Source organism: Pseudomonas sp. FW215-R2 (assembly GCF_058789255.1).
In genome coordinates, this window is the sequence record NZ_JBYTBO010000008.1 from 80,594 (window position 1) to 102,222 (window position 21,629).

The 21,629-nt window shown below is 62.1% G+C and carries 21 protein-coding genes; 13 read left to right on the top strand and 8 right to left on the bottom strand.

Annotated elements, in window-relative coordinates; genetic code table 11:
* Positions 1–53 precede the first annotated feature (53 nt).
* The 3 genes from AC3WRD_RS13155 to dinG form a co-directional block, all read right to left on the bottom strand.
* Positions 54–1,199 carry a serine hydrolase domain-containing protein gene (locus AC3WRD_RS13155; protein WP_102621501.1) on the bottom strand — a complete coding sequence of 382 codons (1,146 nt, stop codon included), beginning with the start codon at positions 1,197–1,199 and terminating at the stop codon, positions 54–56.
* 94 nt (positions 1,200–1,293) lie between these two features.
* Positions 1,294–3,651: a beta-galactosidase gene (locus AC3WRD_RS13160; RefSeq protein ID WP_102621502.1), complete on the bottom strand. Its 2,358-nt coding sequence runs from the start codon at positions 3,649–3,651 to the stop codon at positions 1,294–1,296.
* A gap of 95 nt (positions 3,652–3,746) precedes the next feature.
* Entirely contained in the window at positions 3,747–5,891 is a 2,145-nt protein-coding gene (gene dinG / locus AC3WRD_RS13165; RefSeq protein ID WP_102621503.1) for an ATP-dependent DNA helicase DinG, read from the bottom strand.
* Between the two features lie 98 nt (positions 5,892–5,989).
* Here dinG and AC3WRD_RS13170 point away from each other — a divergent pair, with 98 nt between their 5' ends.
* A complete protein-coding gene (locus tag AC3WRD_RS13170) occupies positions 5,990–6,454 on the top strand; it encodes a CopD family protein (protein ID WP_102621504.1) in 465 nt (154 codons plus the stop codon).
* A gap of 50 nt (positions 6,455–6,504) precedes the next feature.
* On the opposite strand, the gene AC3WRD_RS13175 is transcribed toward AC3WRD_RS13170, so the two are convergent.
* The 4 genes from AC3WRD_RS13175 to AC3WRD_RS13190 form a co-directional block, all read right to left on the bottom strand.
* Positions 6,505–7,263: a hypothetical protein gene (locus tag AC3WRD_RS13175; protein WP_096819531.1), complete on the bottom strand. Its 759-nt coding sequence runs from the start codon at positions 7,261–7,263 to the stop codon at positions 6,505–6,507.
* A complete protein-coding gene (locus AC3WRD_RS13180) occupies positions 7,256–7,534 on the bottom strand; it encodes a DUF1145 domain-containing protein (protein WP_096819532.1) in 279 nt (92 codons plus the stop codon). Before AC3WRD_RS13180 ends, AC3WRD_RS13175 begins: the two co-directional genes overlap by 8 nt.
* Positions 7,535–7,697: 163 nt before the next feature.
* Positions 7,698–8,420, bottom strand: coding sequence for a PA1041 family peptidoglycan-binding anchor lipoprotein (locus tag AC3WRD_RS13185; RefSeq protein WP_102621505.1), 723 nt, complete (start codon positions 8,418–8,420; stop codon positions 7,698–7,700).
* Positions 8,421–8,510: 90 nt separating this feature from the next.
* Positions 8,511–9,206: a PA1041 family peptidoglycan-binding anchor lipoprotein gene (locus AC3WRD_RS13190; protein ID WP_096819534.1), complete on the bottom strand. Its 696-nt coding sequence runs from the start codon at positions 9,204–9,206 to the stop codon at positions 8,511–8,513.
* Between the two features lie 199 nt (positions 9,207–9,405).
* On the opposite strand from AC3WRD_RS13190, the gene AC3WRD_RS13195 reads away from it, so the two are divergent.
* Genes AC3WRD_RS13195 through AC3WRD_RS13210 form a run of 4 tightly spaced genes read left to right on the top strand, consistent with a single transcriptional unit; the run spans position 9,406 to position 11,128 of the window.
* Positions 9,406–9,903: a DUF6231 family protein gene (locus AC3WRD_RS13195; RefSeq protein WP_102621506.1), complete on the top strand. Its 498-nt coding sequence runs from the start codon at positions 9,406–9,408 to the stop codon at positions 9,901–9,903.
* Between the two features lie 4 nt (positions 9,904–9,907).
* Positions 9,908–10,384 carry a YchJ family protein gene (locus AC3WRD_RS13200; protein ID WP_096819536.1) on the top strand — a complete coding sequence of 159 codons (477 nt, stop codon included), beginning with the start codon at positions 9,908–9,910 and terminating at the stop codon, positions 10,382–10,384.
* A 31-nt stretch (positions 10,385–10,415) separates the two neighbouring features.
* On the top strand, positions 10,416–10,916 hold the full coding sequence (locus tag AC3WRD_RS13205) for an LEA/WHy family protein (protein ID WP_102621507.1): 501 nt from the start codon (positions 10,416–10,418) through the stop codon (positions 10,914–10,916).
* Positions 10,917–10,921: 5 nt separating this feature from the next.
* Positions 10,922–11,128 (top strand): SEC-C metal-binding domain-containing protein, encoded by a 207-nt coding sequence (locus AC3WRD_RS13210; RefSeq protein ID WP_007955014.1) that lies wholly within the window; start codon positions 10,922–10,924, stop codon positions 11,126–11,128.
* 78 nt (positions 11,129–11,206) lie between these two features.
* Here AC3WRD_RS13210 and AC3WRD_RS13215 read toward each other — a convergent pair whose 3' ends face one another.
* A complete protein-coding gene (locus tag AC3WRD_RS13215) occupies positions 11,207–11,764 on the bottom strand; it encodes a cysteine hydrolase family protein (protein WP_102621508.1) in 558 nt (185 codons plus the stop codon).
* Between the two features lie 147 nt (positions 11,765–11,911).
* Here AC3WRD_RS13215 and AC3WRD_RS13220 point away from each other — a divergent pair, with 147 nt between their 5' ends.
* From AC3WRD_RS13220 to AC3WRD_RS13255, 8 genes are all read left to right on the top strand, one after another.
* Positions 11,912–12,556: a glutathione binding-like protein gene (locus AC3WRD_RS13220; RefSeq protein WP_102621509.1), complete on the top strand. Its 645-nt coding sequence runs from the start codon at positions 11,912–11,914 to the stop codon at positions 12,554–12,556.
* A 144-nt stretch (positions 12,557–12,700) separates the two neighbouring features.
* A complete protein-coding gene (locus AC3WRD_RS13225) occupies positions 12,701–15,151 on the top strand; it encodes a penicillin acylase family protein (RefSeq protein WP_102621510.1) in 2,451 nt (816 codons plus the stop codon).
* 120 nt (positions 15,152–15,271) lie between these two features.
* Positions 15,272–16,306 (top strand): ligase-associated DNA damage response exonuclease, encoded by a 1,035-nt coding sequence (locus tag AC3WRD_RS13230; RefSeq protein WP_102621511.1) that lies wholly within the window; start codon positions 15,272–15,274, stop codon positions 16,304–16,306.
* On the top strand, positions 16,303–17,991 hold the full coding sequence (locus AC3WRD_RS13235; RefSeq protein WP_102621512.1) for an ATP-dependent DNA ligase: 1,689 nt from the start codon (positions 16,303–16,305) through the stop codon (positions 17,989–17,991). The genes AC3WRD_RS13230 and AC3WRD_RS13235 overlap by 4 nt, the downstream gene beginning before the upstream one ends.
* Before the next feature lie 219 nt (positions 17,992–18,210).
* Positions 18,211–18,993, top strand: coding sequence for a transporter substrate-binding domain-containing protein (locus tag AC3WRD_RS13240; RefSeq protein WP_096819543.1), 783 nt, complete (start codon positions 18,211–18,213; stop codon positions 18,991–18,993).
* A 56-nt stretch (positions 18,994–19,049) separates the two neighbouring features.
* Entirely contained in the window at positions 19,050–19,778 is a 729-nt protein-coding gene (locus AC3WRD_RS13245) for an ABC transporter permease (protein ID WP_096819544.1), read from the top strand.
* The gene (locus AC3WRD_RS13250; protein ID WP_096819545.1) at positions 19,775–20,485 is read left to right on the top strand and encodes an ABC transporter permease; all 711 of its coding nucleotides are present in this window, start codon (positions 19,775–19,777) and stop codon (positions 20,483–20,485) included. The genes AC3WRD_RS13245 and AC3WRD_RS13250 overlap by 4 nt, the downstream gene beginning before the upstream one ends.
* A gap of 12 nt (positions 20,486–20,497) precedes the next feature.
* Complete coding sequence (locus AC3WRD_RS13255) at positions 20,498–21,616, top strand: succinylglutamate desuccinylase/aspartoacylase family protein (protein ID WP_102621513.1); 1,119 nt, start codon at positions 20,498–20,500, stop codon at positions 21,614–21,616.
* Positions 21,617–21,629: the final 13 nt, after the last annotated feature.

Sequence of the window (21,629 nt, forward strand, 5' to 3'; positions counted from 1 at the left end):
CTTTGAATCGAAAAACCGGTCGAGGTTCCGGCCCTGGAACCTCTGGTAACGCTTTACAGACAAGTGGCAAGTACCCGCGCCAGCTTCTGCGCGCGCGGATCCATCAAGACGTACGGCCCCAGGGTATTTGTCACAAATCCGAAGGCCACATCGTGCTCCGGATCAGCAAAACCGATGGAACCGCCCGCCCCCGGATGCCCGAACGCCCGCGGGCCGAGGCCGTAGGTGGCGTTTGGCACGTCAGGTTGATCGAGCATGCAACCGAGACCGAAACGGGTGCGGGTCAGCAAGGTCTTGTCCTCGCCGAGGCTGTGTTCGCGGGTCAGCTCATCAAGCATTTCGCTTTCCAGCAGGCTGCCGTCGAGCAGACCGGCGTAGAACCCGGCCAGGCTGCGTGCATTGCCATGGCCGTTGGCCGCCGGTTGCTGCATGCGGCGCCATTCCGGTTTGTTGGTGCTGGTAAGCACCGACGGCGGATTGGTGAAGGCACGAGTGGTCATGGCTGTTGGCTCGCGCATGGTGACTTGCAACAGGCGCTGGGCGGCGGCATCGCCGACGTTACCCTTGCCCCGTGCGATGTGCGCCACACGATGGAATTCTTCGTCGGCCAGGCCGACATGGAAATCCAGCCCCAGCGGTTTGGCGACCCGCGCCACGATGGATTCCCCCGGCCCGCGACCGTCGGCACGCCGCAGCAACTCGCCGATCAGCCAGCCGTAAGTGATCGCGGCATAACCATGACCGGTGCCCGGCGTCCACCACGGCGCTTCGGTCGCGAGGGCGTCGACCATGGTTTGCCAGTCATACAGGGCTTCGGGGGCCAACAGTTTGCGCAGGGCCGGCAGGCCGGCCTGATGGCAGAGCAGTTGACGCAGGGTCACGGATTCCTTGCCGGCGGCGGCGAATTCCGGCCAGTAGCGGGCGACCGGAACATCGAGTTGTAACTTGCCTTCGGCCACCAGTTGCAGCGCGGTGACGGCAGTAAAAGTCTTGGTGCAGGAAAACAGGTTGGCGATGGTGTCGCTGTGCCAGGCTTCGGCGCCGTCCTTGTCGGCGGTACCTGACCAGAGATCGAGGACGGTTTCGCCGCCGACCCGGATGCACAACGCGGCGCCACGTTCCTGGGGATCGTCGAACAGTGCCGCGAAAGCTTCGCGCACCGCTTCGAATTGAAGCTCGTAATGTCCCTGAATCTGCACCCGCAACTCCCCCGCGAAAACGCTCTACAAAGTGGCCCGCATTGTTCCAGCCCTTGAGGGTTTTGGGAACAGCGGCGGGCCGGGCGGTTCTGTCTTAGTGGCCGTTGCCGGAATGCCCGCCGGTATGGCCGGCGCCCTGCCCCGGGCCTTTTCCGGCCTCGCCTTTGCGTCCGCCTTCGGTTTCGTGACCGGCCTTGTCCGCCGCCGCAGCGGCCTTCGCAGCTTCTTTGCCAAGCTGATCGATCGTCGCCAGATTGCTCTTGCGCACGGTTTCGACAAATCCCTGGTACGGCAAGTCGGTCACACCGACCAGACCGAAGTGGCCGTTCTCACCATCAAGCAGACGTCCGGTCACCGGTTGGTCGAGGTACTGGAACCAGTGCACGCCGACGATCGACGGTTCGCTCAGCGCCTGCTTGAGGAAGTTGGCGTAGGCCGGGCCACGGTCTTCTTCCTTGTTCAACGGCGTCACACCGCCCCAGAACGGGCCGCGATCGGTCGAACCGAAGTTGAACTCGGTGATCAGCACCGGTTTGTCGAGGCTGCGCAGCGCGGCGAAGTCATAGCCGTCCTGCGGTTGCAGGGTGTACATGTTGAAGCTCAGCACGTCGCAATACTGCGCGCAGGAGGCCACGGCTTCCGGCGTGCTGATGGCGAACCGGCCGCCCAGCAGCAACTGGTTCGGCGCGTGCCATTTCAGCGAATCGGAAATGGTCTTGAAGTAGGTGTCGGCGAAGACTTTCTGGAAGTATTTGAAGTCGGCCTCGATTTCCGGATGCTCCGGATTCGGCAGTGGCGCTTCGAAACCCGGATCCTCCATCAATTCCCAGGCCGGCAGATCGATGCCCCAGGCCTTCGACAGCCCCGCCTGATTGCGGTACTTGTCGCGCAACTGCTTGAGGAACGCACGCTTGGCCGGAACGTCAGTGGTCATTTTCAACGTGCCGTAGGCCAGCGCGTAACGCGACTTCGGATCATCACCAGGACCGGCCCAGGCCAGTTCGTTGTCGGCGAAGTAGCCGATCAGCCATGGATCGTCACGGTGATCGCGGGCGGCAATCGCCACGGCGCGTTCGGTGGCCATGGCGAAACGTGGGTCGAACGGGTCAGGCATGCCGCCCCACCAGTCGTTGCCGGTGCTGATACTGGTGTAGTCGCCGACGATCGACAGCGGCAAGGTGTACGGCACACGCTCGGCGTCGCTCAGTTGCGGTGCGCTCCAGTTGCCGACGGTGTTGAAGCCCCACGCCTGCAGACGGTCGAGGGTGTGGCTGGCCCACTTCTGCTCGTCGATGGTGGCTTTGCACGGGGTGGCAGGCGCTTGCTCAGTCGCCGCCGGAGTCACGCAAGGTTCGCCGTAAAGGCGTTGCAGGTTGGCGCCATAGAAGTCGTACCAGCGTCCGTTGCCGTAGCCACGGCCCTGATCGGAACCATTGCCACCACGGTTGTCGCCCTCGCCGAAGTGACTGGCCAGTGGCTCGTCAGGTTTTGGCAGGGATTCGAACATGTACTCGCGACCGGCCACGTAGGTCTGGTTGACCTCCGGGCTGACGGTGTTCACGCCCAGGGAATAGAACGGATGGCCTTCCGGCGTCACCAGATACCAGCGGCCATCACGCTTTTCAGTGCGGAAGAAGCCGCTGGCCTTGAATACCGGGCCTTTGCTCCAGCCACCAAACTTGTCCAGCGACGATTTTTCGCGCTCGGCCAGCCAGGTTTTCAGCTGTTGCTGTTCCTTGGCGGCGGCGGATTTCAGTTGTTCGTCATTGGCGACTTTCTCTGGCCATTTGCTGCGAGTCGACTGACCGTAGGCATCCACCAGATTGCCGTAGGCGGCTTTGATCACCTCGCCCTCGTCCTGCACGCCAAAGCGCTCCAGCAACAGGCTTTGCGCGGCTTTCGGCTGGTCCATCGACAGGCTGACGGACACCACCTGGCTGCGATCCAGTTCACCGTTGCTGCTGGCCAGCAACACGCGCTGCCCGTCGATGGTCATTGGCATCAGCGGCCCGGCCTTCATGCCCTGGCTCAGCGGCGAGGTCGCGGTCAACGGTACGAGCAAGGTCTGCGCCGGGCCGGCTGGCAGATCAACGCGGCTGACCAGGGTCTTGCCGTCGTTGCTCTGGATTTGTACGTAAACGGTCACGGCCCAGTTCATCGCACTCTGAATGCGCAGGCTCATCATGCCGGACTGCGACCAGTCCCAGGCACCGGTCTGCGGGCTCAGGCGCAAGGTCGGGCGCGCCACCGGATTGAAGGTCACCCGGCGCAGCACTTCGCCCTCGGGGGTCTGCTCGGCGTTGGCTTGCGGCAGGTCGGCGTTTTCGGTCGCGACTTTCACCACGTCGGCGGGGCGGACAAAGTTGAACAAGGTCTGCTGCCCGGCAGGTGCCGCCAGCAAAGGCGCAGCGAAAACCAGGGCAAAAACGGCAGGCAACGAACGACGAATCATGAGAACGGATTTCTCCCTAACGACCAACAATGGCCAATGGAAAAGCGATGGCGCAGAGATAGACAACGCGGCGGGCAAAACTGCCCACCGATGTCTCAGGATATTTCACGACGGAAAGGAGGCAACGCATTGAGGATCGCCTTGCCGTAGCGCTGGGTGACCAGCCGCCGATCCAGCAAGGTGATGGTGCCGCGGTCTTCTTCGGTACGCAGCAGACGGCCGCAGGCCTGAACCAGCTTCAGCGAGGCGTCGGGCACCGAGATTTCCATGAACGGATTGCCGCCCCGGGCTTCGATCCACTCAGACAGTGCGGCTTCGACCGGATCGTCCGGCACCGAGAACGGAATCTTGGCGATGACCACGTGCTCGCAATAGGCACCCGGCAAGTCCACCCCTTCGGCGAAACTGGCGAGGCCGAACAGCACGCTGGAATCACCGCCATCGACCCGCGCCTTGTGCTTGTTCAGGGTTTCCTGTTTCGACAGGTTGCCTTGAATGAACACTTGCTTGCGCCAGTCGCGGTCGAGGCCGTCGAACACGTCCTGCATCTGTTTGCGCGACGAGAACAGCACCAACGTGCCACGCGAACCTTCGACCAGCTCCGGCAACTCGCGGATGATCGCGGCGGTGTGAGCGGCAGCATCACGCGGATCGGCTTTCAAGTCCGGCACCCGCAACACGCCGGCATCGGCGTGATGGAACGGGCTCGGCACCACGGCGGTGACGGCTTTTTTCGGCAGGCCGGCGCGCATGCGGAAACGGTCGAACGTGCCGAGCGCGGTCAACGTCGCCGAAGTCACCAGACAGCCATAAGCCACGTTCCACAAGCTGCGACGCAAGGTTTCGGCGGCGAGGATCGGGCTGGCATTGACCTCGATGTCGAACAGCGAACCGCTTTCCGCCAGCGTCAGCCAGCGGGCCATCGGCGGGTTGTCTTCCGGGTCTTCGGCGGTGAACGCGGTCCACAGCTCCCAATTGCCGGACGCACGGGACAACAGGCTGCCGAACAGTGGGTACCATTCTTCGGCCTGGTTGCTGGCGATGCCGATGTTGACCTCGCCATCCATGCCTTCCTTGAGCAGGTCGGTCAGGCGGGTGAACAGGTCGTTGAGACGGGCGTAGCCTTTTTTCAGCTCGATACCCATCTCGCGCATGTGCTCGGGAATCACCCCGCCGATGAAGCGATGACGCGGGCGCTCACGGCCCTCGACGTCTTCGCCGGGCTTGAAATCGGCGATCTGCTCGCAAGCGGTGAACATGAATTGCTGCTGGGTCTTGATCTCCCGCGCCAGCTCCGGCACCTGCTCGATCAGTTTGCCGAGGTCACCCGGCAGCGGATGCTGGGCCAACAGTTTGGTGAGGTTCTTGGCGGTGGTTTCCAGCCAGTCGGCGGTGGAACGCAGACGCGTGTAATGGGCGAAGTGGCCGATGGCCTTGTCCGGCAGGTGATGACCTTCGTCGAACACATAAATGGTGTCGCGCGGATCGGGCAGCACCGCCCCGCCGCCCAGTGCCAGGTCGGCCAGCACCATGTCGTGGTTGGTGACGATCACGTCGACCTTGCCCATGCCTTCGCGGGCCTTGTAGAAGGCGCACTGGCCGAAGTTCGGGCAATGACGGTTGGTGCACTGGCTGTGATCGGTGGTCAGGCGCGCCCAGTCGGCGTCTTCCAGCGCGTTGGGCCAGCTGTCGCGGTCGCCGTCCCATTTATTGCCGGCGAGTTTCTCGATCATGCTGGTGAACAGCTTCTGGCTGGCCTCATCGACCTCGATCTTGAAGCCTTCTTCTTCGAACAACTGCGCCGTGGCGGTCTGTGCGTGGCCTTCCTGCAACAGCATATCGAGCTTGGACAGGCACATGTAGCGGCCACGGCCCTTGGCCAGGGCGAAGCTGAAGTTCAACCCGCTGTTGCGCATCAGGTCGGGCAAATCCTTGTAGACGATCTGCTCTTGCAGGGCGACTGTCGCGGTGGCGATCACCAGGCGTTTACCGGCCAGTTTCGCCGTAGGAATTGCGGCGAGGCTGTAGGCCACAGTCTTGCCGGTACCAGTGCCGGCTTCCACCGCGACAATCGCGGGGTCGCCACTGCGCCGGCCTTCGTCGTCGGTGTCGATATCCCCGAGGACCTTGGCAATTTCAGCGATCATCAGGCGCTGGCCGTAACGCGGCTTGAGGCTCTTGGCCTCTAGAAAACGCGAATAGGCGCCCTGGATCGTGGTTTTGAGTTCAGTGCTGATCATGTGTTGTCGGGCGCAAAAACGCTGGATAAATTTTCAGTGGTTCGGTTCGGCGGCTATCATACCCCGCTAATCAGTCCCGCGCAGAACGGAGTACCCCAATGACACCTTTTAGCCTCGTTTACCCCCTGCATGTCCTCGCCGCCCTGGTGTGGGTCGGCGGCATGTTTTTCGCCTGGATGGTGCTGCGCCCGGCGGCTGTGAAGGCTCTGGACGGCCCCGGACGACTGACCCTGTGGGTGGAAGTGTTTCAAGGTTTTTTCCGCTGGGTGTGGGGCGCGGTGATTCTGCTGCCGGTGACCGGGGTGGGCATGTTGCATCTGCAGCACATCGGCTTCGAGACGGCACCGAAGTACGTGCAGGTGATGATGGGCTTGTACATCGTGATGACAGCGCTGTTCATCCGGATTCAAGCATTGATGCTGCCCGAATTGCGCACGGCGGTGCAGGCGAAGGATTGGCCAGCGGGTGCGGCAGTGCTGGGGCGGATTCGCAAGGTGGTGGGGTTCAATCTGTTGGTCGGTTTGGCGCTGGTGGCGATTGCCGCGGCGCGGCCGTCGTTCTGAAGTGAGGCTGATCGTTCCCACTCAGTGGGAACGATCAGACAGGGGATGGCTTACAGGCGCTGTACGGTGACAGACCCCGCCGCTCCCGCAGGCCCCGGCTGCCCGTCAGCCCCAGGTTTGCCGCTCTTGCCGCCATCGGCGCGATACACCAGGCAACCCTTGGACTTGCCGCCCGCCCCCGGTTTGCCGCCAGGCCCCGCCGGGCCACCGGCACCACCGGCGACTTCAACCTTGATCAACTCGGCCGGAAACTCACGGGGTACTTCCAGGCGCACCAGCGCACCCGGTGCGCCCGGCTGGCCATTGCTGCCGTCACTGCCATCGAAACCGTGTCCGGCCTGGCCCCAGGTGCAGCCCGGTTCCTGACCGTTGGCACCGTCGAGCCCGACGAAGCCCGGCGCACCGGTGCCGCCGCGTGCATCGACGATCAGCTGCGGTGCATTCAGCGCCTTGAATTGCAGATTCAGGTTACGTCCGGCACGGGCCGCTTTTTCATAGGTCCCCGGCGCGCCACGAGCGGTGATGCGGCTGCCTTCGGCAAGTGCGGCGCGGGTGACTTTCAGATCCAGCGCCTGTTCACCCGGCACGATGGCGATGCGCGCTTCGCGGCCCAACTGCAACTCGCCGACGCTCAACTCGGTCACGTTGGAGGGCACCAGCAAGGTGCCGTAATCGGCGACCACCAGTTTTTCCAGTTGCAAGGTGCTGGCGGTGTTGGGCAAACGCATCAGGGAATTGGGTTCGACACTCACCACCTGGGCACAAGCCAAAGGACTGATGAATGCAGCGAGCAGGCAAAGTTTACGCATGGGAAGCCTCCGGAGCGGCCGGGGCCGGGATGGTTTGCAGGTGGAAAACGCCGAACAGCAGGACACGGCCGCGATCACGCCACGGGTGCGGACGACCTTTGAGGCTGCGATTGCACAGCAGCACTTCCAGCAGATGGATCGCCAGCAGCAGAACAGCGGCCAGATTGACCAGCAGATGCAACGGATGAACAAACGGCACCAGTTGATTGGCCAGTACCACGCAGCAGAACACCAGGGTCAACAACCGCCCCAGCCCACAGAACACCTTCATACGCTCCCCCGTGTTGCGAATTATTCTTTGGGCGCACAGTAACGGCTTCCGTACGGGATAAGCCAGAGGGGGAAATAAAAAAGTTCCGGGCACTCGTCGGATGTCTGCCGGGGCGACGATGAACATCGCCCGACAGCTCTAGCCTGCGGACTACAGACACGTCCTAACGATTGATGTGCAGTTCCACACGACGATTCTGCGCACGTCCCTCTTCAGTCTCGTTGTCGGCGACCGGTTCCCGTTTGCCATGCCCTTCGCTGGTGAGTTTGTCCGGCGCCAGCCCCTGGCTCAGCAGATAGGCCGCCACGCTGCTCGCGCGACGTTCCGACAACGCCTGGTTATAAGCGTCCGAACCCTTGCCGTCGGTGTGACCGATGACCTTGATGCTCACCACATCGGCGTTGCGCAACTTGTCCATCAGCGAATCCAGCTGACTTTTCGCCGCAGGTTTGAGGTCGGATTTGTCGAAGTCGAACAGCACGTTACCGGCATCGCTCAGGGTGATGACTTCGGATTGCGGGGCCGGTTCGGCCGGTTTCTCGGCGACCGGGTATTGCGGCAGCGGACAACCACGGTGATCGACCGGGGTGTTGGCCGGAGTGTCAGGGCAACGGTCGCGACGGTCGAACACGCCATCGCCGTCCTCATCGCCATCCTGGGCGTAACAGATCAATCCGCCGGTGAGGATCCCCAGCGCTGCGCCGCCACCGGCCCAGCCACCGCTTTCAATCGCGCCCAGACCGCCGCCGACCAGTCCGCCAATGAGGCTGCAGATCGGCCAGGTACGTTGATTGAGGGGGGCAGTGCCATCGCTGTGAGTAGCGCAACCGGTCAAGAGGCTGCCAAGCAGCAGCACCGGCAAGACGGACCTTGAGAATACACTCATTGTGAAAGCTCCTGTGTCACCGGCCCATACCGGTTACACAGGAGTAAAGACCCGCATCCGCGACTGCACAAGCCGCGGATGCGAGGGGGGCTAGCGTTCGATTTTGATTTCCGTGCGACGGTTCAGCGCACGGCCATCGGCGGTTTTGTTATCCGCCACTGGCTGGCTTTCACCGGCACCGGTCACCGAGACGAAGCTGGAACGTGGCACACCATCATGGATCAGGTATTCCACCACCGAGTGCGCCCGACGATCCGACAGTTTCTTGTTGTAGGCATCGCTGCCCACGCTGTCGGTATGACCGGTCACGGTCAGTCGCGCGGTGCTCGATTCCTGTTTCAGGCGCGTGGCGACCTTGTCGAGTACCTGTTTATCGGAAGGCGTCAGGGTGGCCTTGTCGAACTGGAAGTGAACATCGCGGATGACGATGGTTTCTTCCTTGACCACTACAGCTTCTTCAACCACTGGTGCAGGGGCTGGTGGAGGGCAGCCGTCAGCATCGACCTGCACGCCTTTAGGCGTATGCGGGCACTTGTCGCGACTGTCCGGCACACCATCGCCGTCTTCATCGCCATCACCGTGCACCCAGCAATAGGCTGCTGCCGTACCGCCGACGAGTAATGCGCCATAGCCTGCCCATGCAGAGCTTTCCGTCGCACCGAGACCCGCTCCGACGACACCGCCGACTGCCGCACAGGTCGGCCAGTCGGTTTTCTGCAAACCTGCGCAACCAGTCAACACACTGGTTAGCAGAACCAAGGGTAATGCTGTCCGAACTATGCTCATCTAGTTTTCTCCTGAGGGATCGGCTTAGAACCGATTCAGGGAGTAAAGACCGGAGTTTTAATCTCCGCCAGCAATAGGCCACTGCTGTTTGCGAGCGTGTTCACAGGACTTCGGCGCATTTGGCGCAAACCCGCAGGACAGAGATCTAGGCCTCGACGCCCGGGCAGGCTAGTCTTGGCGATCTGATTGAGGAACTTCGATGAACGTCGCCCTGTCTTCCCGCACGCCACAGCAGGCACTGGCCGCCCTGCTGGACCGCTACGCCCCGGCCCGTCTGCTGCTGATCGGCGCCAGCGAATTCCCCGCACTGGCGGCGTTCAAGGACGCGCACCCGGACACTTGCGTCGCCCACGCCGCGCCCGGCGCGTTGCCGGCGGAACTGGCGGCACGCCGTTTCGACCTGGCGCTGGTGGTCGATTGCCTGGAACATTTGCCCAAGCGCGACGGCCTGAATCTGCTGGGCGGAATCCGCAACCTCAACGCCAGCCGCATCGCGGTGCTGGCGGACCTGGCGGCCAGCGGCTGGCAGGAAACGGACTTCTATTCACTGGCCCTGCAAGCCAGCGAGCGTTTTGCCCGCGACGAGCAGGTTCTGACCCTGTTCACCTATGATCTGCTTGACTACAAACAAGTCCCCGACTGGCTCAACTCGCGATTCTGGGCCAATCCGGAAAACTTCGGGAAATACTGGTGGTAATGCAATGAGTACAGCCATTTGCCCTTGCGGCAGCGGCAACCTGCTGGATGCCTGCTGCGGCCATTATCATGCGGGCCATCCGGCACCGTGCGCCGAAGCCCTGATGCGCTCGCGCTACAGCGCCTACGTGCTGGGCCTGATCGATTACCTGGTGGCAACCACCCTGCCCGCCCAGCAGACAGGGCTCGATCGTCAGTCGATCAGCGCCTGGAGCGCTTCGAGCACGTGGCTCGGGCTGGACGTCGAAAGCTCGGAAGTCTTCGGCGGTCAGCCGGAACACGCCTTCGTCACCTTCACTGCACGCTGGCATGACAGCCAGGGTGAGCACAGCCACCGCGAGCGCTCCTCGTTCGTGCAGAACGCCGGTCATTGGTACTTCATCGACCCGACCGTGCAGCTCAAACTGGGGCGCAACGATGCCTGCCCGTGCACCAGCGGCCAGAAGTTCAAGAAGTGCTGTGCGGGGTATTTCGGCAGCTGAGGCTAGACTGGGCATCAAAGGGAGTTAAACCATGCTCGGTCAATGGCGCACGTTCAAGGCTTTCACACTGCTCATGTTCCTGGGGATCAGCTTCTCGGGGCTCGGCGGCTGCACTTCATGGTTCGCCGACGAGACCCTCGACCCTGCCGTGCATCTGGTGAAAGTCGAAGTGGTGCGCGCCAAGTTGCTGGAGCAGAAATTCATCCTGCACTTTCGCATCGACAACCCCAACGACAGTGACCTGACCGTGCGCGGCCTGGAATACCGCGTGCATCTGTCCGACATGTTGTTGGCCGAGGGCGAGCATGAGCACTGGATCACGGTCGGTCCCAAAAGCAGTGCTTTCTATAAAGTGCCGATCCGCACCAACCTGTGGCCGAAGGTCAAAGAGGTGGTGAAAATGCTGAAGAATCCGCACCAGCAGGTTCCCTATCGCCTGCAGGGCGAGATGGAAACCGGTTTATTCATCGCCCACTACGTGCACCTGGAGCGCAATGGCGTGATAATCCCCGCCGATTTGATTACGGAGTGACCCCGATGACCCAGCAACCTCATGTCCATGGCCCAGACTGCAACCACGATCATGACCATCACCACCATGATCACGACCATGGCCATGTTCACGGCCCGAACTGCGGCCACGCCCACCAGGAACCGGTGCGCAACGCCCTGAAAGACGTCGGCCGCAACGACCCTTGCCCATGCGGCAACGGCAAGAAATTCAAGAAGTGCCACGGCGCTTGATGTTTCGGGCGAACATTCGTTTCGCCCGTTAGATCGCTATCGCGGGCCTGCTCGCGATAGCACTGTCACCTGCGGCTTTCAGCCTGCCGCCAGAATTCGCCCGCTGCTGACCACCGTCGCATACTCCCCGTGCAGATTCCCCAGCGACATTCCGTGCACCTCTTCTGCCGAACGCGGCGTGCCGAAATAATCGGCCTTGTCGAAGGTAAAGCACGCATCCTCCGCCACCCACGCATCAAACCCCAGATTGCCCGCAGTGCGTGCCGTGGACTCCACTGAATTGTTGGTGGCCACGCCGACGATCACCAGTTGCTCGATTCCCGCCTCACGCAACTTCGCTTCAAGCTTTGTTGCACAAAACGCGTCCGGCACCTGTTTCTGGATCAGCCATTCGCCGTCCTGCGGCAAAAACCTTTCCTGAAATTCCACACCTGACTGCTCGGGCCAGAACACCGATTCCGGCGAGTGTGACAAGTGCTGCACGTGGATCACCGGCCGGCCGCTGCGCCGCCAAAAGTTCAGCAAGTCGAGGATTCGCTCTTCGGCCAACGGATTATTCCGCCGCCCCAGACGCGGCTCCAGAATGCCTTTTTGCTGGTCGATGATGATCAGTGCAGCGTTGGCCTTAAGCTCCATGGCGATTTTTCTCACGCGGGGTCATTGAATTTCCCGCACTTGAGCATCACTTCCTGTCACTAAGCAAGCTATCGAACGCACACAGGACAACCTGAAGCCGGCGTTTGCTGTCCGCACGTAAGCCATTTTCCTGATTTGGAGCTTTCCATGATCGACCTGTATTACTGGACCACGCCCAACGGCCACAAGATTTCCCTGTTCCTCGAAGAAGCGGGCCTGCGCTACAACGTGCACCCGATCAACATCAGCCAGGGCGAGCAGTTTCAGCCACACTTCCTGAAGATCGCTCCGAACAATCGCATCCCGGCCATCGTCGACCCTGAACCGGCCGATGGCGGCGAGCCGTTGTCGCTGTTCGAGTCCGGGGCGATTCTTTTGTACCTCGCGGAAAAGACCGGAAAGTTCCTGCCCAAGGATCTGCGTGGTCGCCAGGTGGCGCTGCAATGGCTGTTCTGGCAGATGGGCGGGCTGGGGCCGATGGCCGGGCAGAACCATCACTTCAGCCAGTTCGCCCCGGAAAAAATCCCCTACGCGATCAAGCGCTACATCGATGAAACCGCCCGTTTGTACGGGGTGCTGGACAAGCAACTGGCCCACAATGAGTTCGTCGCCGGCAGCGAATACAGCATCGCCGACATGGCGATCTACCCGTGGATCGTCTCCCACAAATGGCAGAGCCAGAACCTGGAAGACTTCCCGAATGTGCAGCGCTGGTTCAACCACATCAAGGATCGCCCGGCGACCGTGAAGGCCTACGCGCTGGTGCAGAAGATCAATCCGCCGAAGGCCTGAGTCACCCGGCCTGATCGTTCCCGTACGCGGGAACGATCAACGGGAAGAAATAACCGCTCGCCCCGCTTGCGCGGCCCCCTCCTGCTCACTAACGTAGCGGCTTTATTGCGCCCCCAGCCTCTACACCCCCGCAGGAGCTTTGCCATGGCCTCGCCAGCCCTTTCACATTTTCTTCCCCGGTTCGGCGTTGCCGCAGCAGTGACCGGTGTCTTGAGCCTCTCCGGTTGCCAGACCTGGAACGCTCAGGACACCCTCCCGCCCACCTCCGGCGTGCAGCCGCTCAAGGGCCTGGCGCAGAACGTTTCGGTACGCCGCAATGCCATGGGCATGCCGCTGATCGAAAGCAACAGCTTCCATGACGCGTTGTTCGCCCTCGGCTATGTGCACGCCAGCGACCGCATCAATCAGATGGTCACCCTGCGCCTGCTGGCCCAGGGTCGTCTGGCGGAAATGTCCGGCGCGTCGATGCTCGACGCCGACCGCTACATGCGCGCCGTCAACCTGAAGAAAAGCGCCGGCGAGCTGTACAAGGCTTCGTCGCCACGGCTCAAGCGCTTCTTCGAGGTCTATGCGCGGGGCGTCAACGCCTACCTGTTCCGCTACGCCGACAAGTTGCCGGGTGATCTGGCCTCCAGTGGCTACAAGCCGGAGTACTGGAAACCGGAAGATTCGGCGCTTATTTTCTGCCTGTTGAACTTCAGCCAGTCGGCCAACCTGCCGGAAGAAATTGCTTCGCTGGTGCTGGCGCAGACCGTCACCACCGACAAACTCGCCTGGCTGACCCCGTCCGCCCCTGACGAAAACCTGCCGGTAGCCGAAGCCGACAAGTTGCAAGGCATCAAGCTCAACGGGCAGATTCCCGGCCTGAGCGAACTGAGCAACGCCAGCGAACAACTGGCGGCGATGAACCTGCTCGGCGCCAGCACTGCGAACAACTGGGCGATTGCCCCGCAACGCAGCCGCAGCGGCAAGAGCCTGCTGGCCAGCGACAGTCATGGGCCGCTGGCCGCGCCGTCGCTGTGGAGTTTCGTGCAGATTCACGCACCGAAATATCAGGCCGCCGGCGTGACCGTCGCCGGTCTGCCGATGGTGCTGGGCGGATTCAACGGCAAAGTGGCGTGGAGCCTGACCAGCGTGTTCGGCGACAACCAGGACCTGTTCCTGGAAAAAATCCGTCGCCAGGGCAGCAGCCTGACCTACGAGGTCAACGGCAAATGGCAGCCGCTGGGCGTGCGCAACGAAACCTATTTCGTCAAAGGCCAGCGGCCGATTCGCGAAGCGGTGTACGAAACCCGCCACGGCGCGCTGCTCAACAGCGCCCAGGCCGCAGCTCAAGGCGCAGGTTTCGGCCTGGCCTTACAGACCCCGAGCTTCACCGACGACAAATCCCTCGATGCGTTTTTCGATCTGAGTCGCGCGCAAACCGTTGAACGCGCCTCCGACGCCAGCCGGGAAATCCGCGCCATCGCGCTGAACCTGGTGTTTGCCGATGCCAGCAACATTGGCTGGCAAGTCACCGGACGTTTCCCGAACCGCCGCGAAGGCGAAGGCCTGCTGCCATCGCCGGGCTGGGAAGGTCGCTACGACTGGGACGGTTACGCCGACCCGATGCTGCACCCGTACGATCAGGACCCGAGCCAAGGCTGGCTCGGCACCGCCAACCAGCGCGTCATTCCTCACGGCTACGGCATGCAACTGTCCAACTCCTGGGCAGCGCCGGAACGTGGCGAGCGCCTGGCCGAACTGGCCGGCGGCGCCAAGCATGACGGTCGCAGCATGATCGCCATGCAGTACGACCAGACCACCACCTTCGCCGCCAAGCTGAAGAAGATGTTCGAAGCCCCGGGCATGGCGCAGCCGCTGAAACAGGCGATCGACGCCCTGCCGGAAGCGGACCGTAGCAAGGCCCGCGAGGCCTTCACCCGTCTGATGGCGTTCGACGGCAAGCTCAGCCCGACTTCCGCTGACGCGGCGATCTACGAGCTGTTCCTGCAGGAAAGCATGAAGCAGATCTTCCTCGACGAGCTTGGCCCGCAAAGCAGCCCGGCGTGGAAGGCGTTTATCGCCAATGGCGATCTGTCCTACGCCGCCCAGGCCGACCACCTGCTGGGCCGCGAAGACAGTCCGTTCTGGGACGACGCCCGCACGCCGCAAAAAGAAGACAAACCGGCCATCCTCGCCCGCAGTCTGGCAGCGGCGATCAGCGCCGGCGACAGTCAGTTGGGTGGCGATCACAAAGCCTGGCAGTGGGGCAAACTGCACCGCTACGAGTGGAAGAATGCCAACGGCCAGACCGTTCGCGGCCCGCTCGCGGCCGGTGGCGATCACACGACGCTGAATACGGCGGCGTTTGCCTGGGGTCAGGACTTCAACACCACCCGTGCGCCATCGATGCGCTTTATCGTCGACTTCGGTCAGAGCGAACCGCTGATGGGCCAGAACGGTACGGGGCAATCGGGTAACCCGGTGAGCCCGAACTACCTGAACGGCATCGATCCGTGGCTCAAGGGCCAGTACATCGGGTTGCCGATGCAGCCGCAGAACTTTGATCGGGTGTATGGCAAGACGCGGTTGACCCTCACTCCCGGCAAGTAACCCCCCATGATCGTTCCCACGCTCCGCGTGGGAACGATCATGCGGTATCCGCAAAATCAATCGAACTTCTGACTTCGCGCAAACCTCATAGCTAACAAGTCCCTCCATTCCGGTAACGCCATGGACCTTGTTATCGCCCGCCCCGAAGGCCTGTACTGCCCCGCCGGGGATTTCTACATTGATCCGTGGCGCCCGGTCGAACGCGCGGTGATCACTCATGCCCATGGCGATCACGCCCGCACCGGCAACGCACACTATCTGGCCGCCAGCGCCGGCGAAGGGATTCTGCGCGCGCGACTGGGTCAGGACATCAACCTGCAAACGCTCGAGTACGGCCAGCGCCTGAGCCACCAGGGCGTCACCTTGAGTTTTCACCCCGCCGGGCACGTTCTGGGTTCGGCTCAGGTACGTCTGGAATACGGCGGTGAAGTCTGGGTTGCGTCCGGCGACTACAAGATCGAACCCGACGGCACCTGTGCGCCCTTCGAGCCAGTGCGTTGCCACACCTTCATCACCGAATCGACCTTCGGCCTGCCGATCTATCGCTGGCAGCCGCAGGCACAGGTGTTTGGCGAAATAAACCAGTGGTGGCAGGCGAATATCGAGGCCGGCAAGACCAGCGTGCTGTTCTGCTATTCGTTCGGCAAGGCCCAGCGAGTCCTGCACGGCATCGACGAAACCCTCGGCCCGATCCTTAGCCACGGCGCGGTCGAACCGCTGAACCGGGTCTATCGCGAGGCCGGTGTGTATCTGCCGCCGACGATCTACGCCGGCGACGTGAAGAAAAACGATCCGTTGCTACGTCAGGCGCTGGTCATCGCCCCGCCCTCGGCCGGTGGCAGCAGCTGGATACGACGTTTCGGCGACTACAGCGACGGTTTCGCCAGCGGCTGGATGCGCCTGCGCGGTACCCGTCGGCGGCGCGGCGTGGATCGCGGTTTCGTGCTCTCGGATCACGCCGACTGGCCCGGCCTGTTGTGGGCCATCGAACAGACCGGCGCCGAACGGGTGATGGTCACCCACGGATCGATCGGCGTGCTGGTCCGCCACCTGCGCGAACAAGGGCTGGACGCCCAAGGCTTCAACACCGAATACGGTGACGACGAACAAGACAACATCGCCGTCGAACCCGCCGTTGCCGAGGTGCAACCATGAAAGACTTCGCCGGGTTGTACGCCGAACTCGATGCCACCACCTCCAGCAAGGCGAAACTCGCGGCCATGCAGACCTTCTTCGCCACGGCGGCACCGGAGGATGCGGCCTGGGCGGTGTACTTTTTGTCGGGCGGACGACCACGGCAACTGATCCCGGTGCGAATCCTGCGGGATCTGGCGGTCGAGGTGTCCGGGCTCGAGCCGTGGCTGTTCGAAGAGAGCTATCAAGCCGTCGGCGATCTGGCGGAAACCATCTCGCTGGTACTGCCGGAAAACCCGCACACCTCCGAGGTCGGACTCGCCGAATGGATCGAACAGAAACTGCTGCCCCTGCGCGGTGAAACCCCGGAGTACCTGGCTCGGCAGTTGCCGGCACTGTGGGCGCAACTCGACCGGTCGAGCCTGATGCTGTGCATCAAACTGATCACCGGCAGTTTTCGGGTCGGCGTGTCCAAACTGCTGGTGACCCGCGCCCTCGCGTCGATGGCCGGACTGGACAGCAAACGCGTGGCGCAACGATTGGTGGGTTACACCGATCTGTCCAACCGGCCGAACGCCGCCAGTTACCTGAAACTGATCGCCCCCGAATCCAGCACCGAGCACGCCCAACGCGGCGGTCAGCCTTATCCGTTCTTTCTCGCCCACGGTCTGTCGCAACCGGTCGAACAGTTCGAAGCCCTGCTCGGCCCGGCCAGCAACTGGCAAGTTGAATGGAAGTGGGACGGCATCCGCGCGCAAGTGGTCAAGCGTGATGGACGCCTGTGGATCTGGTCCCGTGGCGAAGAACTGGTAACCGAGCGCTTCCCCGAACTCGACAGCCTTGTCCACGGTTTGTCCGACGGCACGGTGATCGACGGCGAAATCGTGGTCTGGAAAAACTCGCATCCCACCACCGAAGATGTGTTCGACCCGCAATCGACGGCGCCACCGGCGGTACAACCCTTTGCCCTGCTCCAGCAACGGATCGGTCGCAAGACACTGGACAAAAAGATCCTCGAAGACGTGCCCGTGGTCGTCCTCGCCTACGACTTGCTGGAATGGCAGGGCGAAGACTGGCGCAACCAACCGCAATCCCGACGCCGCGAACAACTGGAGCACGTCATCGCGCAGTGCAACAACCCGGTGCTGCTGCCCTCCCCGGTGCTGACCGGCAGCGACTGGTTCGACCTCGCCCGTCAACGCGAAGCCTCCCGGCGACTGGGCGTCGAGGGCATGATGCTCAAGGCCCGGGACGCGATGTACGGCGTCGGTCGCACCAAGGACATGGGCGTGTGGTGGAAATGGAAAGTCGACCCGTTCAGCGTCGACGCGGTGCTGATCTACGCCCAGCGCGGGCATGGCCGGCGCGCCAGCCTGTATAGCGATTACACCTTCGCGGTATGGGACGGCCCGCCCGGCGCCAGCCCGCGCGCACTGGTGCCCTTCGCCAAGGCCTATTCCGGGCTCTCGGACTCGGAAATGCGCGAAGTCGACAGCATCGTGCGCAAGACCACCGTGGAAAAATTCGGCCCGGTCAGCAGCGTGACGCCCAGCCTGGTCTTCGAGCTGGGTTTCGAAGGCATCGCCCTGTCGCGCCGGCACAAGAGCGGCATCGCCGTGCGCTTTCCGCGCATGCTGCGCTGGCGCCAGGACAAGACCGTCGACGAAGCGGACAGTCTGGCGACCTTGCAGGATCTGCTGGTCTGATTCCTGTCCCGTAAAAGCCCTTCCTGCGCTTAAAAGGTGCAACGCTTTTTCGGTGCCCGTTTTCGGGCACTGTTGCGGCTGCGCCCTCACTTCCTACACCTTTTAAAACACTTGTTCGGGACTCTGGTTCGGAAATTGCTACTTTCTATAAGTCGTAAGCGTTCCAGTAACAATAATTCTGCGCCACAAGCGCTCATATTGGTTCTTAGGGATTGAATAATGAAAAAAGCATTGCTGACCCTTTCTGCACTGGCGTTGTGCATGGCCGCCGGTTCCGCACTGGCCAAGGAATACAAAGAGCTGCGTTTTGGCGTTGACCCTTCCTACGCACCGTTCGAGTCGAAAGCGGCCGATGGCAGTCTGGTGGGCTTTGACATCGACCTGGGCAACGCGATCTGCGCCGAGCTGAAGGTCAAGTGCAAATGGGTCGAAAGCGACTTCGACGGCATGATTCCGGGCCTCAAGGCCAATAAATTCGACGGTGTGATCTCGTCGATGACCGTCACCGAAGCCCGCGAAAAAGTCATCGACTTCTCCAGCGAGCTGTTCTCCGGCCCGACTGCGTATGTGTCGAAGAAAGGTTCGGGCATCACCAACGACGTGGCCTCCCTGAAAGGCAAAACCGTCGGCTACGAGCAAGGCACCATTCAGGAAGCCTATGCCAAAGCCGTGCTGGACAAGGCCGGCGTGAAAACCCAGGCCTACGCCAACCAGGATCAGGTGTATTCCGACCTGACTTCCGGCCGTCTCGATGCGGGTATTCAGGACATGCTGCAGGCCGAACTGGGCTTTCTGAAGTCGCCGCAGGGCGCCGAATACGCAGTCAGCGAACCGGTTGACGCACCGTTGCTGCCAGCCAAAACCGCTGTCGGTATTAAGAAAGGTAACACCGAGCTGAAAGCGCTTTTGGATAAAGGTATCAAAGCGTTACACGACGACGGCAAATACGCCGAGATTCAAAAGAAACACTTTGGCGATCTGAATCTGTACAGCGGCAAATAATGCCCCGGCGCCCATCCTCGATGGGCGCCTTTTTCATTCAGTCAGGTTGCTGATTTATGTTCGAAAACCTCTTACAAAATCTGGGGCTCTCCGCCTTCAGCCTCAAGGGCTTCGGTCCTTTGCTGTTGGAAGGCACCTGGATGACCATCAAATTATCGGCGTTGTCGCTGCTGGTGGCCGTGTTGCTCGGCCTGCTCGGTGCCAGTGCCAAGCTGTCAAAAGTCAAACTGCTGCGCCTGCCTGCCCAGCTCTACACCACGCTGATTCGCGGGGTGCCGGACCTGGTGCTGATGTTGTTGATCTTCTACAGCCTGCAAACCTGGCTGACGACGCTCACCGACTACATGGAATGGGAATACATCGAAATCAATCCGTTCAGCGCCGGGGTCCTGACCCTGGGCTTTATCTACGGTGCGTATTTCACCGAAACCTTCCGTGGCGCGATCCTCGCCGTACCGCGTGGCCAGGTTGAAGCCGCCACGGCGTACGGGCTCAAGCGCGGACAGCGTTTTCGCTACGTGGTGTTCCCGCAAATGATGCGTTTCGCCCTGCCCGGTATCGGCAACAACTGGATGGTAATGCTCAAGGCCACCGCGCTGGTCTCGATCATCGGCCTGGCCGATCTGGTCAAGGCTGCCCAGGACGCCGGCAAAAGCAGCTATCAACTGTTCTTCTTTCTGGTACTCGCCGCCTTGATCTACCTGCTGATCACCAGTGTTTCCAACGTCATCCTGCGCTGGCTCGAACGCCGCTACGCCGCCGGTGCCCGGGAGGCCGTACGATGATCGAACTCCTGCAGGACTACTGGAAAGCCTTCCTTTATACCGACGGCCAGAACATCACCGGGCTGGCGATGACGATGTGGTTGCTCAGCGCTTCGATCTTCTTCGGTTTCATCGTGTCGATTCCGCTGTCGATCGCCCGTGTCTCGTCGCACTTCTACATCCGCTGGCCGGTGCAGTTCTACACCTACCTGTTCCGTGGCACGCCGCTCTATATCCAGCTGCTGATCTGCTACACCGGCATCTACAGCCTGGCCGCCGTGCGCGCCCAGCCGCTGCTCGACAGTTTCTTTCGCGATGCGATGAACTGCACGATCCTCGCCTTTGCCCTCAACACCTGCGCCTACACCACGGAGATCTTCGCCGGGGCCATCCGCAGCATGAACCACGGCGAAGTCGAAGCGGCCAAGGCCTACGGCCTGACCGGCTGGAAGCTGTATGCCTACGTGATCATGCCGTCGGCACTGCGTCGCTCGTTGCCGTACTACAGCAACGAAGTGATCCTGATGCTGCACTCGACCACCGTGGCCTTCACCGCGACCATCCCGGACATTCTGAAAGTCGCGCGGGACGCCAACTCGGCGACCTTCCTGACGTTCCAGTCGTTCGGCATCGCCGCGCTGATCTACCTGACCATCACCTTTGCGCTGGTCGGCCTGTTCCGCCTCGCCGAACGCCGATGGCTGGCCTTCCTCGGGCCGACTCACTAGGACCTCTCTGCAATGCGCCACCAGATACATGACCTGCTGGCCCCGCTGCCGGGGACCGCGCGACAGATTCACAGCTTCCACTTCGGCCCGGACAAGGCCAAAGGCAAAATCTACATCCAGTCCTCGCTGCACGCCGACGAACTGCCCGGCATGCTCGTGGCCTGGCACCTCAAGCAGCGCCTGGCGGAGCTGGAAGCCGCCGGCCGCCTGCGCAGTGAAATCGTGCTGGTGCCGGTAGCCAACCCGGTCGGCCTCGAACAGGTGCTGATGGACGTGCCGCTGGGCCGCTACGAACTGGAGAGCGGGCAGAACTTCAACCGCTGGTTCGTCGACCTCAGCGAAGAGATCGGTAACGAAATCGAATCGCAGCTCTGCGACGACCCGCAGCGCAACCTCGAACTGATCCGCACCAGCCTGCGCAACGCCCTCGCCCGCCACACCGCCACGACTCAGCTGCAATCCCAGCGCCTGACCCTGCAACGGCTGGCCTGTGACGCGGACATGGTGCTGGACCTGCACTGCGATTTCGAATCCGTCGTCCACCTTTACACCACGCCCGAGGCCTGGCCGCAGGTCGAGCCGCTGGCGCGCTACATCGAATCCCGTGCCAGCCTGCTGGCGACCGACTCCGGCGGCCAGTCGTTCGATGAGTGCTTCACCCTGCTGTGGTGGCAATTGAAGGAGCGCTTCGGCGAACACTTCGAGATTCCGCTGGGCAGTTTCTCGGTAACGGTCGAGTTGCGTGGTCAAGGGGACGTCACCCATCCGCTGGCCAGCCGTGACTGTGAAGCCTTGCTCGATTACCTGATCCACTTCGGCGCCATCGCCGGCGAGCCGAAACCGCTGCCGCACCTGCCATTCCCCGCCACGCCGCTGGCGGGTGTGGAGCCGGTCGTGACACCGCTCGGCGGGCTGCTGGTGTACACCGCCACGCCCGGCCAGTACCTGGAGGCCGGGCAGAAAATTGCCGAAATCATCGATCCGATCACTGACCGGGTCACGCCAGTCCATTGCACCGCTTCCGGTCTGCTCTATGCCCGCTCGCTGCGGCGCATGGCGACGGCCGGCATGGTGATCGCCCACGTCGCGGGCGCCGAAGCCTATCGCAGCGGCTACTTACTTTCGCCTTGAGGATGCCTGTCCC